Annotated in this window: 17 protein-coding genes; 7 read left to right on the plus strand and 10 right to left on the minus strand. The window is 32.3% G+C overall.

Features of this window, described 5'->3' with window-relative positions:
* The 4 genes from CVD18_RS11315 to CVD18_RS11330 all read right to left on the minus strand — a co-directional run.
* Window positions 1-301, minus strand: a 301-nt coding sequence (locus CVD18_RS11315; protein WP_199185036.1) for a hypothetical protein, incomplete at its 3' end; no start/stop codon positions are given.
* Between the two features lie 41 nt (window positions 302-342).
* Complete coding sequence (locus tag CVD18_RS22355) at window positions 343-555, minus strand: hypothetical protein (RefSeq protein WP_103864000.1); 213 nt, start codon at window positions 553-555, stop codon at window positions 343-345.
* A gap of 801 nt (window positions 556-1356) precedes the next feature.
* On the minus strand, window positions 1357-1722 hold the full coding sequence (gene crcB, locus CVD18_RS11325) for a fluoride efflux transporter CrcB (RefSeq protein WP_103865592.1): 366 nt from the start codon (window positions 1720-1722) through the stop codon (window positions 1357-1359).
* Between the two features lie 20 nt (window positions 1723-1742).
* Entirely contained in the window at window positions 1743-2780 is a 1038-nt protein-coding gene (locus CVD18_RS11330) for a GyrI-like domain-containing protein (RefSeq protein ID WP_103865557.1), read from the minus strand.
* Between the two features lie 92 nt (window positions 2781-2872).
* Here CVD18_RS11330 and CVD18_RS11335 point away from each other — a divergent pair, with 92 nt between their 5' ends.
* On the plus strand, window positions 2873-4936 hold the full coding sequence (locus tag CVD18_RS11335; RefSeq protein ID WP_233194533.1) for a dipeptidyl peptidase 3: 2064 nt from the start codon (window positions 2873-2875) through the stop codon (window positions 4934-4936).
* Between the two features lie 71 nt (window positions 4937-5007).
* Here CVD18_RS11335 and CVD18_RS11340 read toward each other — a convergent pair whose 3' ends face one another.
* From CVD18_RS11340 to CVD18_RS11355, 4 genes are all read right to left on the minus strand, one after another.
* On the minus strand, window positions 5008-5883 hold the full coding sequence (locus CVD18_RS11340) for a hypothetical protein (protein WP_103865558.1): 876 nt from the start codon (window positions 5881-5883) through the stop codon (window positions 5008-5010).
* Window positions 5884-5984: 101 nt separating this feature from the next.
* Window positions 5985-6611 (minus strand): response regulator transcription factor, encoded by a 627-nt coding sequence (locus tag CVD18_RS11345; protein WP_103865559.1) that lies wholly within the window; start codon window positions 6609-6611, stop codon window positions 5985-5987.
* Window positions 6608-8416 (minus strand): ATP-binding protein, encoded by a 1809-nt coding sequence (locus tag CVD18_RS11350; protein WP_158250441.1) that lies wholly within the window; start codon window positions 8414-8416, stop codon window positions 6608-6610. The genes CVD18_RS11345 and CVD18_RS11350 overlap by 4 nt, the downstream gene beginning before the upstream one ends.
* Before the next feature lie 102 nt (window positions 8417-8518).
* A complete protein-coding gene (locus tag CVD18_RS11355) occupies window positions 8519-8983 on the minus strand; it encodes a hypothetical protein (protein WP_103865561.1) in 465 nt (154 codons plus the stop codon).
* A 401-nt stretch (window positions 8984-9384) separates the two neighbouring features.
* Between CVD18_RS11355 and CVD18_RS11365 the strand changes: the two genes are divergently transcribed.
* Window positions 9385-9771 (plus strand): nucleoside triphosphate pyrophosphohydrolase family protein, encoded by a 387-nt coding sequence (locus tag CVD18_RS11365; RefSeq protein ID WP_103865563.1) that lies wholly within the window; start codon window positions 9385-9387, stop codon window positions 9769-9771.
* A gap of 115 nt (window positions 9772-9886) precedes the next feature.
* Here the strand turns inward: CVD18_RS11365 and CVD18_RS11370 are convergent, their stop codons facing one another.
* Entirely contained in the window at window positions 9887-10954 is a 1068-nt protein-coding gene (locus CVD18_RS11370; RefSeq protein WP_103865564.1) for a branched-chain amino acid aminotransferase, read from the minus strand.
* Window positions 10955-11239: 285 nt separating this feature from the next.
* On the opposite strand from CVD18_RS11370, the gene CVD18_RS11375 reads away from it, so the two are divergent.
* From CVD18_RS11375 to CVD18_RS11385, 3 genes are all read left to right on the plus strand, one after another.
* Window positions 11240-11743, plus strand: a complete 504-nt coding sequence (locus tag CVD18_RS11375) for a DUF4920 domain-containing protein (RefSeq protein WP_103865565.1) — start codon at window positions 11240-11242, stop codon at window positions 11741-11743.
* Window positions 11744-11754: 11 nt separating this feature from the next.
* The gene (mnmD, locus tag CVD18_RS11380) at window positions 11755-12432 is read left to right on the plus strand and encodes a tRNA (5-methylaminomethyl-2-thiouridine)(34)-methyltransferase MnmD (RefSeq protein WP_103865594.1); all 678 of its coding nucleotides are present in this window, start codon (window positions 11755-11757) and stop codon (window positions 12430-12432) included.
* Window positions 12433-12598: 166 nt separating this feature from the next.
* Entirely contained in the window at window positions 12599-13507 is a 909-nt protein-coding gene (locus CVD18_RS11385) for a TIGR01777 family oxidoreductase (RefSeq protein ID WP_103865566.1), read from the plus strand.
* A 110-nt stretch (window positions 13508-13617) separates the two neighbouring features.
* Here CVD18_RS11385 and CVD18_RS11390 read toward each other — a convergent pair whose 3' ends face one another.
* Complete coding sequence (locus tag CVD18_RS11390) at window positions 13618-14292, minus strand: YceI family protein (RefSeq protein ID WP_103865567.1); 675 nt, start codon at window positions 14290-14292, stop codon at window positions 13618-13620.
* A gap of 164 nt (window positions 14293-14456) precedes the next feature.
* Here CVD18_RS11390 and CVD18_RS11395 point away from each other — a divergent pair, with 164 nt between their 5' ends.
* The gene (locus tag CVD18_RS11395) at window positions 14457-15002 is read left to right on the plus strand and encodes a nucleotide exchange factor GrpE (RefSeq protein WP_103865568.1); all 546 of its coding nucleotides are present in this window, start codon (window positions 14457-14459) and stop codon (window positions 15000-15002) included.
* Window positions 15003-15008: 6 nt separating this feature from the next.
* Window positions 15009-16121 carry a molecular chaperone DnaJ gene (gene dnaJ / locus CVD18_RS11400; protein WP_103865569.1) on the plus strand — a complete coding sequence of 371 codons (1113 nt, stop codon included), beginning with the start codon at window positions 15009-15011 and terminating at the stop codon, window positions 16119-16121.
* Window positions 16122-16154: the final 33 nt, after the last annotated feature.

The raw sequence follows: 16154 nt of genomic DNA on the forward strand, positions 1-16154 counted from the left end.
ATAGTCTACCTAGCTTACTCTCTTTCCAACTTTCCTCTCTTGTTAGGTACATAGCCCCATCTACACTAACATAATGAAGTTCATCCGCTTTACCTGATTCATATTCTTTATAAACCAGATTTTTGATAACCGCATTATCAGCATCTTCAATCCATTGTCCATATTTGTGGCAAACACGCTCTATTTGCTTGGCATTGACCCCTGCACCTGTCAAATTATTGATCACATCTTCTGCTTCACTAAATACCAAATACTGACCCATATAGCACATGGTTTCTTGAGCCAAACTACTAATACCCATAAAACCTGGAGATTGAGCAATAACATGAGACTTGCAGGATTCTATCTTTCCAAATCTGGTTTGAAGTTTTTTTTTAAGTTCTTGCTCTTGGGAACACGACCAACAGATAATTGTAAAACTTCTTGCTCAACATTTGACATCATTGCAGCGTACGTAGATTCGTATTGATATCCATTCTCCATACGAGAAGGATCAGATAACCATTGTTCAAAATGTTTGTCGAAGATTAACGAGGCTTGAGTCTTTATATCCATTAAATATGTTTCTAATAAAAATACTAAATTTTAACAAAAAGGGAAATTTGTCGTACACCCCATTAGCCATACCTAATGCAAAACCACTTTGATTAACAAAAGAAGTTTTTGGAGCTATAGAATTAGTATTAGAGTTATTAAAATTGTAGCGATAATACCCATCGATTGATCCAGAGAGATGTATTCTTGATGTTATTTTTTCAAAAGATGATATGGTATCTTTTTGTTGGGTGAATGCATTATAACTTAAAAAGAAAATAATAATAAGAGAGTTTTTTTTAAATGAATTTGTGATATGTTTGATTTCCATAATATGTAAAGAATTAATGTGAGTATTAATTTTTAATTGCATATTAAATTATGTAAAATTATTTTTAACCCTATTTTTTATAGGGTTAATATGTTTATTTTTATTATAAATATATTTTTTACCCTATTAAAATAGAGGGTATTTTTTATTTTGTTGTTTTTTTAGGAATTTGAATTTAATATTTTAGCTTTTTTAATATTGAGTGAATTATAAAAAGCAATAGATTGGAAATTAAAGAATATTTAAAAAGCTATTTTTAGAAGAGTTATAAATCAATGTGGTATATCAGATTTTTTTTATAAAGTACAAAGGGGGTGATGCCAAAAATAAATGACTAACTCAGTATTTTTACTGGTTAGAATAATAAGATTAATGAGAATGTATCGAGTCAAAGGTTTTGCTCACTAAGTGAGGTTTTAATGCCCTGAATTTTGCTTCAAAATTAAAGGTTTGTTTCAAACGAATGCTTCGTGAATTTATCCCGAAGTAGTTTACTTGGCAATAAACATTCCTAAGAAAACAAATAAAAACCCAATTATAAAAGAGCCAAGAGCATAGATTAAAAAATGTAAGAAATCACCTGATTTAAGTAGCATGTGGTTTTCGTAAGCAAAAGTAGAAAAAGTGGTAAATCCACCACAAAACCCAGTAGCTAAAAGAGCAACGGTGTTTTGAGATATAGTATTGTTTTTTAGGGCAAGGCCTAAGATGATTCCTATAAAAAGACTACCTAAAACATTTGCAGTAAAAGTTCCGTATGGGATACCAGTAGTAGAGCTATTGAGGTATTTACTTATAAGATAGCGTAGTATACTACCTGTACCTCCGCCAATAAATACCAAAAATAGTTGTTTCATTAGTTTGTTATAATCTTCTTTTATAGTATAGGGATGTAAATTTCGGTAATCCACTCTGCAGGATTTGGTTGCAAAGAAGGTTGAACTCTATAAACCTCAAAGGTAGGAGAAGTTGTATTGAGCTCTAAGTTGTTTTCTGAAATATATTTATAAGCAGTATTCCAAGCTTCTTTTAAGTTATTGTGATCTCCTTTTAAAGTAGTTTTTACAATTTTTTGCCTAGGTAAAAAATCACAAAGGATAGAACTTTCTTTTGGGGTAAGTACTTTATCTCTTGTAGGAATAGCTATAGAGAAAATTGCTGTTCCATGGTCTGTGTTATACTCGTTATATAGAGTAAAAGGCATACCTGTTTGAGGAAGATTATTTTCTTTCATGTACATAGAAACAGCAGGAAGCATTTCTTTTGTTTTTTCTTGGATAACAGCGATTGATGCGGCTGTTGCACTATACATGTAAAAACCACCACCATGTTCGGTTACCCCATCAACATTGATTGAATATTTTTTCATTTTTTCATTTACGAAAACATCAAGATTTTTAAGCCCATGAGCATACATAGGTTTTATCATTTGAGCCATTGTGCTATCTTGAGTCAAACCATACATTTTTTGCATAAATGATTGCGAACCTTTAGTACCCCATGTAACCTTGGTTTTTTTACCTTCTATTTTTTCAAACTTCCAATATACATCACTATAAATATTACCAACTACAGGTACGTTCATTGTGAGTTGTTGGTCTATACTGGAAAACGGAGAAACTTTCTTAGTTTCCATTTTACCATTAGGTTGTGTTTCACTTTTCCAATTGTAATAAGCGCCTTCTCCACTAGTTTTATCAGGATATTCCATGACAAAATCATCAGATTCATCCATCCAAGGCCCCCATTTATCCCAAGTTTTATATTCGTTTATCGTGCTAAATAATAATTCATCAGGAGCATCGATTACTCTACTTTCCTCTACTTGAAACTCACCATCAATTGTGGATACATAAACAGCACCACCAATAATTACTAATAATAATAGAAAAAATAAATACTTTACTATTTTCATGTTTAGTTAAATTAGATTGTTTGGTCAGCTAATATAATCAATTTTAACATCCTTTATTTTGTTACATTTGCCAAAACAATAAAATAGAATAAATGAGACTCGACAGAATATTTTTTTTTGCAGCCATCGTAACTTTGATGATTGGATGTAAAAAAGATCCAAATGCAAAGGATCAAGTTGATCAAACTGAAGAAAAGCAAGAGCAAAAACAAGAAAAAACAGTACAAAAATTTGACTACGTAGTAGAGCAGTTTGCAGATATCAAGGTTTTGAGGTACCAAATACCAGGTTGGGAGAACCTTACTTTGAAAGAACAAAAACTAGTATATTATCTTACTCAAGCAGGATTAAGTGGACGAGATATTATGTGGGATCAAAATTACCGTTATAATCTTACTATCCGTAAAGCATTAGAGAAAATTTATACTTCTTATGAAGGAGATAAAAATGCGACAGAATGGAAAACTTTTGAAACGTATTTAAAACGTGTTTGGTTCTCTAATGGGATACACCATCATTATAGTAATGGTAAGATCAAACCTGAATTCAGTAAAGACTACTTTAGTTCATTGCTTGCTGCTACAGGAGTTGAGGTGTCTAAAGATGTGTATGAAGTGATTTTTAATGATAAAGATGCTAAAAAAGTAAACCAAGCAAAAGGAGTAGATAATGTAGCTCTGTCTGCCGTGAATTTTTATGGGCCAGAGGTGACAAACGATGATGTAACTTCTTTTTATGCTAAGAAAAAATCTCCTGATGCAACAAAACCATTATCCTATGGGCTTAATTCTCAATTAGTAAAAGAGAATGGAGAATTAAAAGAAAGAGTATATAAATCTGGAGGACTATATGGAGCTGCGATTGATGAAATCATCAAGTGGTTAGAAAAAGCACAAGAGGTAGCAGAAAACAAGGCACAAGGAGATGCACTTGGTTTATTGATCCAATATTACAAAACAGGAGATTTGCAAACCTGGGATGATTATAATGTTGCATGGACAGCTGCTACAGAGGGGAATATTGATTACATCAATAGTTTTATAGAGGTGTATAATGACCCATTAGGATATAGAGGTTCTTATGAAACTGTTGTGCAAATCAAAGATTTTGATATGTCAAAAAAGATGTCTGTATTATCAGAAAATGCACAGTGGTTTGAAGATAATTCTCCATTGATGGATGCACATAAAAAAGATAGTGTCGTAGGAGTTTCTTATAAAGTAGTAGCAGTTGCAGGAGAGGCAGGAGATGCTTCACCGAGTACTCCGATAGGAGTTAACTTGCCTAATGCCAATTGGATTAGAGCTGCTGTAGGATCAAAATCTGTTTCCTTAGGGAACATAATAGAAGCGTATAGCAATGCAGGAGGTTCAGGAAGGCTAAAAGAGTTTGTACATGATAAGGAAGAATTTGAGTTAGAGGAAAAATATGGTCAGTTGGCAGATAAATTGCATACAGCATTACATGAAGTAATAGGGCATGCCTCTGGACAATTAAACCCTGGAGTAGGAGAAACTAAAGAAACGTTAAAAAATTATGCTTCTACCATGGAAGAAGGTCGTGCTGATTTAGTTGGACTATATTACTTGATGGATCCAAAGTTACAAGAACTTGAGCTGGTAGAAGATTGGGAGAAAACAGGTAAAGCTGCCTATGATGGATATATCAGAAATGGATTGATGACACAATTAATTCGTTTGAGCCTAGGAGATGAAGTAGAAGAAGCGCATATGCGTAACCGCCAATGGGTAAGTGGTTGGGCTTTTGAGCAAGGAAAGAAAGATAATGTAATAGAGAAAGTTACCAGAGAAGGGAAAACGTATTTTAATATTAATGATTATACCAAGTTACGTGAGATTTTTGGGCGTTTATTGCGTGAAACACAACGTATTAAGTCTGAAGGAGATTACAAAGCGGCAGAAGCTTTGGTAGAAGGTTATGGTGTGAAAGTTGATCAGGCAATACATGCCGAGGTATTGAAACGTAACGAGCAATTTACATCTGCTCCTTATAGTGGTTTTGTGAACCCTGTTTTGGTGCCAGAAACCAATGAAAAAGGAGAAATTACTAAGATCAATGTAACTCAACCAAAAGGTTTTGTGACGCAGATGTTAGAATATAGTAAAAACTATAATTTTTTGCCTGAAGTGAACTAAGAAAATTTTATTTTATATATTGAAGAGGATATTTGAAAAACCAGATATCCTCTTCTTGTTTGATGATAAAATTAAGATCCATTACTATCTTTTGATGTAAATATATTGTATCCAATGCCGAACCCTATCCATGCATTACCTTGATAGACCCATGATTTCCCTAGTTTACCGCCAATATGATCCCAGCCAACGAATGTCCCGATTTGAAAATCATCATATTCATATAATATTCCTAGAAAGGGAGTTAAGATACTTGCATTAGTTTCTGAATCTATTTCAGCTGTTTCTGGAGTTATTTTGGCAGATGCGATGCTCAAACCTCCTAAATAACTGATATAATTTTTACCATTATTATTTATTCGATCTCTAAAGCCTGCGGTAATGCCTACATTTGTATTCCCTTCAAAATCGAAATATTTTTTCTTTTCATCATGCTCTTTATTATCGCCAAATCTCACTTTTATTGGAATTGTTATGGCACTAGATACAAAGCTTCTTTTGGGTTTATCACCATTATATATTTGAGAATTTTTTTTTAATTTCTCTTTAGAAATCGAATAAAATTTTTCTATATATTCTTTCTTGTTTATAATTTGTATTATAACCTTATTGGGAAGATTTTTTACAACAGTAAAAACCCAACCAACCTTTGCTAAAAGTAGTTTGTTGTTGAATATGTAGCCTTTATTTAGTTCTATATCTTGTGTTGATAAGGTTTTTTTTTCGGTTAAATCAAACTTTATTTTGTGTTCAAATACGTTTGTTTCTTCAGTAAATTCATAATGTTTACCTATGATACTTTCGTTATTTTTTTGACGAAATTCTGATCTTATTTGTTTACTAATTTGCTCTGTAATTTTGGAAATGGTTTGATCAGAAGTAGGTGTTTCTTGACATGTTCCTAATTGGGTAATTAATATAAAACAAATGGTTAGTGCTTTTTTCATGATTGTAGTTATTTAGATACATCTCAAATCTACCTCACAATCAAGTGCAAAAAAATACCCATAGCAGGGTATATTTATCATTTTTTGAGGAGCGAAATGATCTAGAAATCGTATTTTTTTTCGATGGCATAGCGTAGTAATTCACCTTTACCTTTTAAGCCAAGTTTGCGAATGATATTTTTGCGATGAGTCTCTATAGTTGATACAGAATTAAAACGTATTGCGGCAATTTCTGAAGAGGTTTTTCCTCGACCGATAAGAGTTAGAATTTCTCGCTCACTTTTGGATAATAACTGTTTTTTTGAGGGTTGTTTTGCATCTTTAGAAAAAAGTGAGAGATTGATAGCAGCATCAAAATAAGTTTCTCCTGCAACAACTTGTTTGATAGCTGTTAATACTTCTTCTAGAGGAGAGTTTTTTAGTAAATATCCAGATGCTCCCGCAGCTATCATTTGTCGCACAGCATCCTCTTGATCAAACATAGAAAAACCGATAATTTTGGTATGAGGCAATTCCTTTTTTATGATTCTGGTAGCGGCAATGCCATCAATTTTAGGCATTCGTATATCCATTAATATCACCTTGGGTTGTTTTCGTCTTGCGATAGTGAGTAATGCTTCACCATCATTAGCTACGCCAACAATACTAATTTCTTCTTCATACTTAAGAAGTAATTCAATCCCATCAATTAGAGACTGGTGATCTTCTGCGATAGCCACGGTTATCATATGGGTATATTTATGATGATATTTGTTCCTTTATTAATAGTAGAATCAATTTCAAATGTTCCTTCTAGATGTTCTATGCGTTTTTCTATGGTTGCTAACCCCATTCCGTCTTTTTCTGGTAATATTTTGGCATCAAATCCTTTACCGTTATCTTCTACAATAATATTAAGTAGAGAATCATGATTGGTTAGAGAAATCTGAATTTCTGTTGCGTCGGCATGTTTGATTATATTAGTAATTAGTTCTTGGATGATTCTAAAAATTGAAATTTCTAAAGTGTTATCCAGTCGCTCTTCGAGTCCATATCCTTGTACTTCGATTTGTAAATGTTTCCCATTAGATGCTTTTTTAGCCAGATTTTTGATTGCAGGTAATAATCCTTGATGTGCCATGACACCACTATTCTTTTCATGGGCGATGGTTCTTACTTTTTGATACGCTTCTTCTAGTAGGTTGTCTGTTTTAGAGTATAGTTCTTCTATATTCTTGATTTTAGGGTTGTCTTTATTGTTTCGTAAATGTTGAAAGTGAAGCTTTACCGTGGCAAGGGTACTTCCTAGATTATCATGAAGATCATTAGCAAGCCGTTGACGCTCTTTTTCTTGTCCCGAGATCATTGCATCAATGGCAGTGAGTTCCTGTTCTTTAAGTAGTTTTTCGGTTTTTTGAATTTCAAGTTCACGTTCTTGTTCTGCAATACGTTGTTTTCGTTTGGTGTTTTTATGTATAAGTAGTGCTATGATTGTTGCAACTATTAAAACAAAAAGAGAGCCTATTAATAGATTTCTGTTGCGTATTCTGCTGGCCTCAGATTTAAGGTTGGTATTTAGAAGTTGTATAATTTGTTTTTCTTTTTTTTCAGTTTGATATTTGGTTTCAAGTTCATTAAGAGTAATCGCTTTTTTATATTCGTTCAGGGAATCTGAATATTTGATGAATTGATTGTTGTAAAAAAAAGCACTATCGTATTTTTTTAAATTTTTGTAATTTATAGATAATAGAGAAGAGAGTTTTGATTGTTTTAAAAAATTATTTTTTGGAAGTTTAATTTTTAATGCTTTTTGAAAATATTTATTAGCTTTTTTGTGTTCATTGTTATTTGTGTATGTAATACCGATATTGGTGTTAATTCCAAACATCTCTATTTTAGCATAGTTATAAGGGATGTTTTTGAAAAGCTTTAACGATTTCTTGTAATAGTACAAGGCACTATCGTTTTTCTTTTTAAAATGAGCAAAGTTCACACCAATTAAGAGATAAATCTTTCCTTCTATATAACGATTATTGCTTTTTTTAACGATAGGGATTATCTCTTTGTAATTTGCTATATGTTCTTTTTGTAATAAACTGGCATTAACGGTTGTTTTAAGGAATTCTAAAGTGGCTTTGTCACTATTGTTAGAGGTGTATTCTTGATAGATTTCAAAGTACTTTGAAAATAGATTTTTTACCTTCCTGTTTTTGTAGAGTAATTCGATGATCTTTCTGGTAGAAAAACAAACTAAAGAAGAGTCTTTAATAGATATTGATTGTTCTAAAGCTTCTTGATATTTTTGATAAGCCAAGGAATCTTTTGTTTTATCATGTAATAAATACTGATCACCAATTTGTATCAATCTTAAAACGTTACCTATATGAGTAGAAGTTTTATTGTACCCATAAATTGTATTAGAAGGAGTTCCTTTCTTTAGGAGATCTATGTTCCATATTAAAAGTTCTTTTTCTGATGATTGGTTAACAGATGTGATTATTTTTTCTGCCTCATCTATTTGATAATCTTTAATGTGTAAAAAAGTTTTTCTCAAAACATTCTTGTTTTGAGAAAAACTTTTTCCGATAGATAGAAAAATAATTAATAACAAATGTGATTTGTACATTATTTATAGAAAAATGCTTTATAATAATTGTTATATAATATAAAACTTACAGATGTGATTTCCTAAATCTAGGAAAAAGGTTTCTTTTTTTCCATTTTTTCTGGTAATGTAAAAAGTATTTGGAATAGTGATATCTATGATATTTTCTGGCTTTAAAACATTACCCTTCTTTTTAATGCAAGTACTTTGTTTAGGAGAAGAATATGCAGTATTAGGATCTTTGAGAGGGTTGGTTAAAATTTCAAATTCTATTTTACCAGGAGCTGTAGGTTTACGACGTTGTTGTGTGCCAATACTATTTTCTAAATGATATTCTTCTCGTTTTGTTCCCTTATTGACTAAGATAATTTTTCCATGTGTAATTTCAAAAGTAGTATCTGAATGAAATTTAAATTTACATGCAATAACAAAGTTTTGAAGAATACCAACATGAATTGATTGGTAATCGTTATAATTAGAGTCTACTACTAAAAATAAATGCTCATTTAGTTTCATAATATCAAAATTTTAAAGTTATTTAGTTACTTCAAAACTCTCAAAAAAAAGAACATCAAGCTATACCCAATACACGGTATATTTGTAGTGTATTGTATAGTATATGCAGTAATTTTGTAATATAATAGCACTTTAGACGGTAAAAGTACTATAGGGGTTTACAGATGATTAGGGGTGTAAATACGTTTTTAGTGCAAACAGCAATAAAATAAAGATAATAAAACCTACAAGAATAAAAAGGCTTCCCCTGTAATATTTGCGATGTAGTTTTAGATCTTTTCTGTAGCTAAAAACCATTATGATAATAAAAGCTACCACAAAAAATCCTGCAAATACTAACTGACCTTGACTAAACATATTTTGCTATTTTTACGGCAAAGATAATCTATAAAAATATACTGATGAAAGATAAAATTGCTGCAGTACAAGAATTTCACACTTCGTTTAATATTGGGTATAAAAATGAACCCATTGCAGATTTGGGAGAAGCTAAGAATACACTTCGATTTAATTTGATGAAAGAAGAAAATGAAGAATATTTTGAAGCAGCCCAAAATAATGATCTTGTTGAGGTAGCAGATGCGTTGGGTGATATGTTGTATATATTATGCGGGACAATTATAGAGCACGGGATGCAACATAAGATTGAAGAGGTGTTTAATGAAATTCAACGTAGTAATATGAGTAAATTAGGAGAAGATGGTCAGCCAATTTATCGTGAAGATGGTAAGGTGCTAAAAGGCCCTAATTATTTCAAACCTAATATAAAAGAGATATTAGATAAGTAAGTCTGGTAAAAACCGTATTACTTATAAATACACAAAACTCACGAATATATATTCATGAGTTTTGTGTATTTAAAAAATGATGTTATAGTTTTCTAACATCTAGCATCTAGCATTATTATACTTTCTGTCTCCATCCAAAAGAATCTTCGGCTTTATTATATTGTATATCCATCAAAGCTTTTTTGAAATGAGATGCATAAGAGTTTTCTTGTTTTTCTAATTCGTAATGCGCTCCTTTATAGCCAAAAGATTTTATAGGACTTATTACTGCAGCAGTTCCTGCTCCAAAAATCTCTTTTAAACTTCCGTTTTTGGATGCGGCTATAATTTCACTCACCTTTACAGGTCTTACATCTATATTAATACCTTCTTTTTTGGCAATATCGATCAAACTTTTTCGTGTAATTCCATCAAGTATACGATCACTTGTAGGAGCGGTAAGAAGTGTGTCATTAACCCTAAAGAATACATTCATAGTTCCAGCCTCTTCCATATATTCATGAGCATTAGAATCTGTCCATATAATCTGTTGGTAACCTTCTTTTTTGGCAAGATTTGTTGGGTAAAATTGCCCTGCATAGTTACCAGCAGCTTTGGCATATCCAAATCCACCACTAGCAGAACGGCTAAATTTTTCGGCTACTAAAACACTTACATCACCACTGTAATAAGATTGTGCAGGTGAACATATGATCATAAATTTATACTCATCAGCTTCAGAAGCAGAGACACTAGCTTGTGTTGCAATAACAAATGGACGTATATATAAAGAATTACCAAAACCAGATTTTATCCAGTCATTATCAAGTTTTAATAAGGTGTGTAGCCCCTCAAAGAAATAATCTTCAGGAAATTCAGGAATAGCTAAACGCTCGGCTGATTTGTTAATACGTTTGAAGTTTTCATCAGGCCTGAATAAGAAAGTATCTCCTTGGTCATCCTTATAAGCTTTCATACCTTCAAAAACAGCCTGTCCATAATGAAAAACACGTGCAGAAGGATCCATTGTTAGTGGTCCGTAAGGAATAATTTCTGGCGTTTGCCATTTTCCATTCGCATAGTCACAGACAAACATATGATCAGTGAATATCTTTCCGAAATCAAGATTTTCAAAATCTACCTGCCCTATTTTAGACTCGCTTGCCTTAGTGATTTTTAAGGTTTGAGGAATTGTGTTTTTCATACGTTTAGAACTTTTGATTATTTGATGCTAGATTTATTTAAAAACTCAAGAATTCTAAATATTGATTAGATTCTTACTTTTCGTATGTTTTTATTCTGTTTGAATACTTTAATTATTGAAAAAATAAAGTATCAATACAATTGTAAATTTAGCGTCTATATTTTTTGTCTGAAAATCATGGTAATACTAACACCACATGAGATTCCCTACAAAAATACTTTTTTCTATTAAAATAAGAATTCTAAAAATGTTTAATTTTACAAAACATTCAGATATTGAAAAAATATGAAAAATAATATACTATTCCTTATTGCTATTTTAGTACTGATTAGTTGCAATTCAGTACTAAAAAAAGATGCATTCTCTACCTCAGATATTTCTATAGAAAATTATAAGAGTTTTGGAGAAAAAATAGCTTCAGATAAAATATACAATACCAATGCTATAACGGATACCTATGATGATTTAAAAGAAGGAGATTCTATAGATATTTCTTTTACAGGCACAGTGAATAGTGTTTGTAAAGTAAAAGGATGTTGGATGAGGGTTGCCTTGGGTAATGATCAGGAGACGATGGTGAAATTTCGAGACTATGGATTTTTTGTACCTAAAGATATAGAAAGTGATACCGTTATTGTTCAAGGGAAGGCATTTGTAAGTGAAATGTCTGTAGAAGATCAAAAGCACTTTGCGAGTGATGCAGGTAAAACAGAAGAGGAAATAGCTAATATTACTAAGCCAAAACGAACATATTCTTTTGTGGCAGAAGGAGTTTTGATAAAAGAATAATGGAAAGAAAGATACAAAGAGAAATTGTTACTACAGCAGATGGTTCAAAAACTATTCATTTGCCTGAACTAAATGAGCAGTATCATTCTAAGCACGGAGCGATTAATGAAGCTAAGCATGTTTTTATAGAGACAGGGTTGCATCATGTTTTAGGTAAAGATACATATGATCCGTTAAAAATTCTTGAAATTGGATTTGGTACGGGACTTAATGCATTTATAACTTTTCTAGAAGCAGAGATAATCAATCAAATGATTGATTATGTAGGGGTAGAAGCATATCCTGTGAAATATGATGAGGCTTTACTTATGAAGTACCCAGAAATACTTTCTGTAAAAGAAAAAGAAGGCATATTTGATACCATGCATATCTCAAAATGGGAGCAAAAAGAGGCAGTGTCATCTACTTTTACTCTTACCAAGCGTAAGCAATTATTTGCTGAGATTAACGATAATGATTGTTTTAATCTTATCTATTTTGATGCCTTTGGTGCAAGGGTTCAACCCGAATTATGGACAGTAGATATTTTTAAAAAAATGTACACTGCTCTTAGATCAAATGGAGTTCTGGTTACTTATTCAGCCAAAGGGAGTGTGAGACGTGCTATGCAAGAGGTTGGTTTTGTAGTAGAAAGACTACCAGGACCACCAGGGAAACGAGAAATGCTTAGAGCAACCAAAAAAGAATAAGAGAAATAAACTACTTTGCGGATAAACCTAAGAAGTATTCGTTTGAAAAGAACCTTTAATTCTGAAGTATTAAAATCTTCTTTAATGAGTAAACGATTGTTAAACTATAATAAAGAAATAGGTTTTGTAATAAGGTGACATTATTTTGTGGCCAAATATTGATACGATGAAAGTTTTAATTACAGGAGCTACTGGTTTGATAGGTCAAGAAATAGTAAGTCTTTGCCATCAGTCAAATTTTGAGGTTAACTATCTCAGTACAAGTAAGCAGAAATTACAATCATTATCTAATTATAGAGGCTTTTACTGGAATCCCAAAGAAGGAGAAATTGATACTAATTGTTTTCAAGGTGTAGAAGTAATTATAAATCTTGCTGGTGCAACAGTAGCAAAACGATGGACGTCTTCTTATAAAAAAGAAATCATAGAAAGTAGAACTCTTACAGCTTCTCTTATTTTAAAGACCTTACAAAATATAGAACACAATGTTCGCCATATTATCTCAGCAAGTGCCATCGGAATTTACCCTGATTCTTTTCAGAATTATTATATGGAAGATAGTGATAAAAAAGATACAGGGTTTTTAGGAGAGGTAGTTGCGCAATGGGAAAATGCTATTCTGCAATTTAAGGTAGTTGGGATTGATGTAAGTATACTTCGTATAGGATTAGTCTTATCAGAGAAAGGAGGGGCATTCCCAAAAATGGCAAAGCCTATACAGTTGGGCGTGGGCTCTTTTTTTGGCGATGGTAAACAATGGCAGAGCTGGATACATGTAAAAGATTTGGCATGTATGTTTATTTTTATAGCAAAAGAGAGATTAATAGGAGTTTATAATGCAGTATCTCCCAATCCTATTTCTAATAAAAAATTGACACGTACAATCGCAAGAAAATATAATAAAAAGATAGTATTACCATCTGTTCCCAGATTTGTAATGAAATTAATACTAGGAGAAATGTATATTTTGTTGTTCTCTAGTCAGCGAGTTTGTAGTGATAAGATTATGAATTCAGGTTTTCATTTTGAATTTGGCAACATAACTCAGGCAATAGAAGTTCTTGTGGAAGAATGATGATGTTATTGTCTCTGTTTTCTTGATTACTAAATATAAAAAGAGCTTGAATTTTGTATAAAATTCAAGCTCTTTTTATATCTTAATTTTCTAGTCTAAAACCTCTATGCTTAAGAGTTAGGAGTTGCTTTTAGGCTTACCTTTAATTCGATATCATCCTTTATAAACTTATCACCTAAGTTCTCAAAAACAGATTTAGAACCATAATTTACACCCCAATCTGTACGATTAATAGTAAATGCCTCTGTAGTTAAGGTAATTGCATCAGCTTCAACAGATGTTGTAACAGGGAATGAAATATTTTTCTTGATATCCTTTAATGTAAAATTACCTTCAAGATATGTTTTTCCTTCTTTTTCTGTAATTCCTGTAATCTCAAAAGTAGCTTTAGGATATTTGGCAACATTAAAGAAGTGATCTTCTTTTCCTTCACCTTCACCCTTAAGATGGCCTTCTAATCCAGCTTTGTCATCACCTTCAAGATCAGTAACATTTATAGATGTCATATCAATAACAAAAGAACCACTCTCTAATACGCCTTCTTTTGCTGTAAGTGTTCCACTAGCTAGTTTTATTGTACCAGTATGTTTTTCTGTAGGTTTAAACCCAACCCAGTCTATAGAGCTTGATGCAACGTCTACAGTGTAAGTAACAGCTTCTACAGGAGCTTCTTTAACCTCTTCTGCAGAGGTAGCTTCTGTTTCGTTTTTTTTCTCCCCTTTGCAAGAGAAAGCAGATATTGCCAAAGCGGCAATAGCAAGTGCGCTGATAAATCTAATTTTCATAAGTATTCGTTTTTTAATTTAAAAAATTAGTTCAAAAGTATTTTTTATAAAAAATAATACTCTTAAATATATACTAAAAAATCCTGTGACATTATGACATTAATTCAAAAATGGCAGTACTTTTGCAGATTCAAAACAAAAACGTATAAAAAGGTACGAGTTACATGAGTAAGAAAAATAAAAAAGCTGAAGATGTAAAAGATCAAGTAGAAGAGGTACTTGATACTACTGTTGAAGAGACAGAAACAGAAGAGGTAATAGATACAGAAGCACAACTCAAAGAAGAATTAGGAAAAGAAAAAGATAAGTTTTTAAGACTTTTTGCAGAGTTTGAAAACTATAAAAAACGAACTTCTAAGGAGAGAGTAGAGCTATTCAAGACAGCAAGTCAGGATGTTATACAATCTATGTTGCCAGTGTTAGATGATTTTGATAGAGCTCTAAAAGAAATAGAGAAATCAGAAGATACATCCTTAGTAGAAGGAGTAGGATTGATTCATAATAAATTAAAAGAAGCATTGAAAAGTAAAGGACTTACTGAAGTAGAAGTATCAGCAGGAGATGTTTTTAATGCAGATAATCATGAAGCAATTACCCAGATTCCAGCACCAAGCGATGATCTAAAAGGTAAAATTGTAGACGTAATAGAAAAAGGATATACACTAGGAGAAAAAGTAATACGTTTCCCTAAAGTGGTGACTGGTCAATAAAAAATTATGAAAGAAGATTTTTACGACATATTAGGGATAAACAAAAGTGCTACCGCGGCAGAGATAAAGAAAGCTTATCGGAAAAAAGCAATAGAATATCATCCTGATAAAAATCCAGATGATAAAACTGCTGAAGAAAAGTTTAAAAAAGCAGCTGAAGCTTATGAGATTTTAAGTGATCCTGATAAAAAAGCACGTTATGATCAATATGGTCATCAAGCTTTTGAAGGTGGCGGCTTTGGCGGTGGAGGCGGAGGTATGGATATGGATGACATATTCAGCCAGTTTGGTGATATTTTTGGTAGTGGTTTTGGTGGCGGCTTTGGTGGTTTTGGCGGCGGCGGACAACGTAGGTCCAAAGGAAGTAATCTTCGTATAAGAGTAAAGCTTACGCTAGAAGAAATTGCGAATGGTGTTGAGAAAAAGATCAAAGTAAAACGTAAAATTCAGGCACCAGGAACTACTTATAAAACCTGTACTACCTGTAATGGAGCTGGACAAGTTACCAGAATTACAAATACGATCTTAGGGAGAATGCAAACATCTTCACCTTGCCCAGCATGTAATGGAGCGGGGCAAACTATAGACAACAGACCATCAGATGCAGATGCACAAGGGTTGAAAATGGTTGAAGAAACAGTAAACATCAAAATTCCTGCAGGAGTAGAAGATGGAATGCAACTCAAAGTATCAGGAAAAGGTAATGAAGCGTCTGGTAATGGTATCGCAGGAGATCTTTTGGTAGCAATAGAAGAGCAGGAGCATGCTGAATTGCAAAGAGAAGGTAATAATTTACATTATGATTTATATATAAGCTTCTCTGAAGCTGTTTTGGGATCATCAAGAGAGATTGATACGGTATCAGGTAAAGTGCGTATTAAGATTGAAGATGGAGTGCAAAGTGGTAAGATATTGAGATTGAGAGGAAAAGGGATTCCTAGTATTAATGGATATGGTAAAGGAGATCTTTTGGTGCACGTAAATGTTTGGACACCAAAGACATTGAGCAAAGAGCAACGTGAGTTTTTTGAAAAAATGGCAAAAGATGATCACTTTATACCAACTCCTGATAGTGGTGAAAAATCATTTTTTGAAAAAGTAAAAGATATGTTTTCTTAAAGAATACAATCAAAAAGATCCTTTAAGAATCAT

Origin of the sequence: Aquimarina sp. I32.4 (assembly GCF_002924285.1) — a bacterium.
Taxonomy (GTDB): Bacteria; Bacteroidota; Bacteroidia; order Flavobacteriales; family Flavobacteriaceae; genus Aquimarina.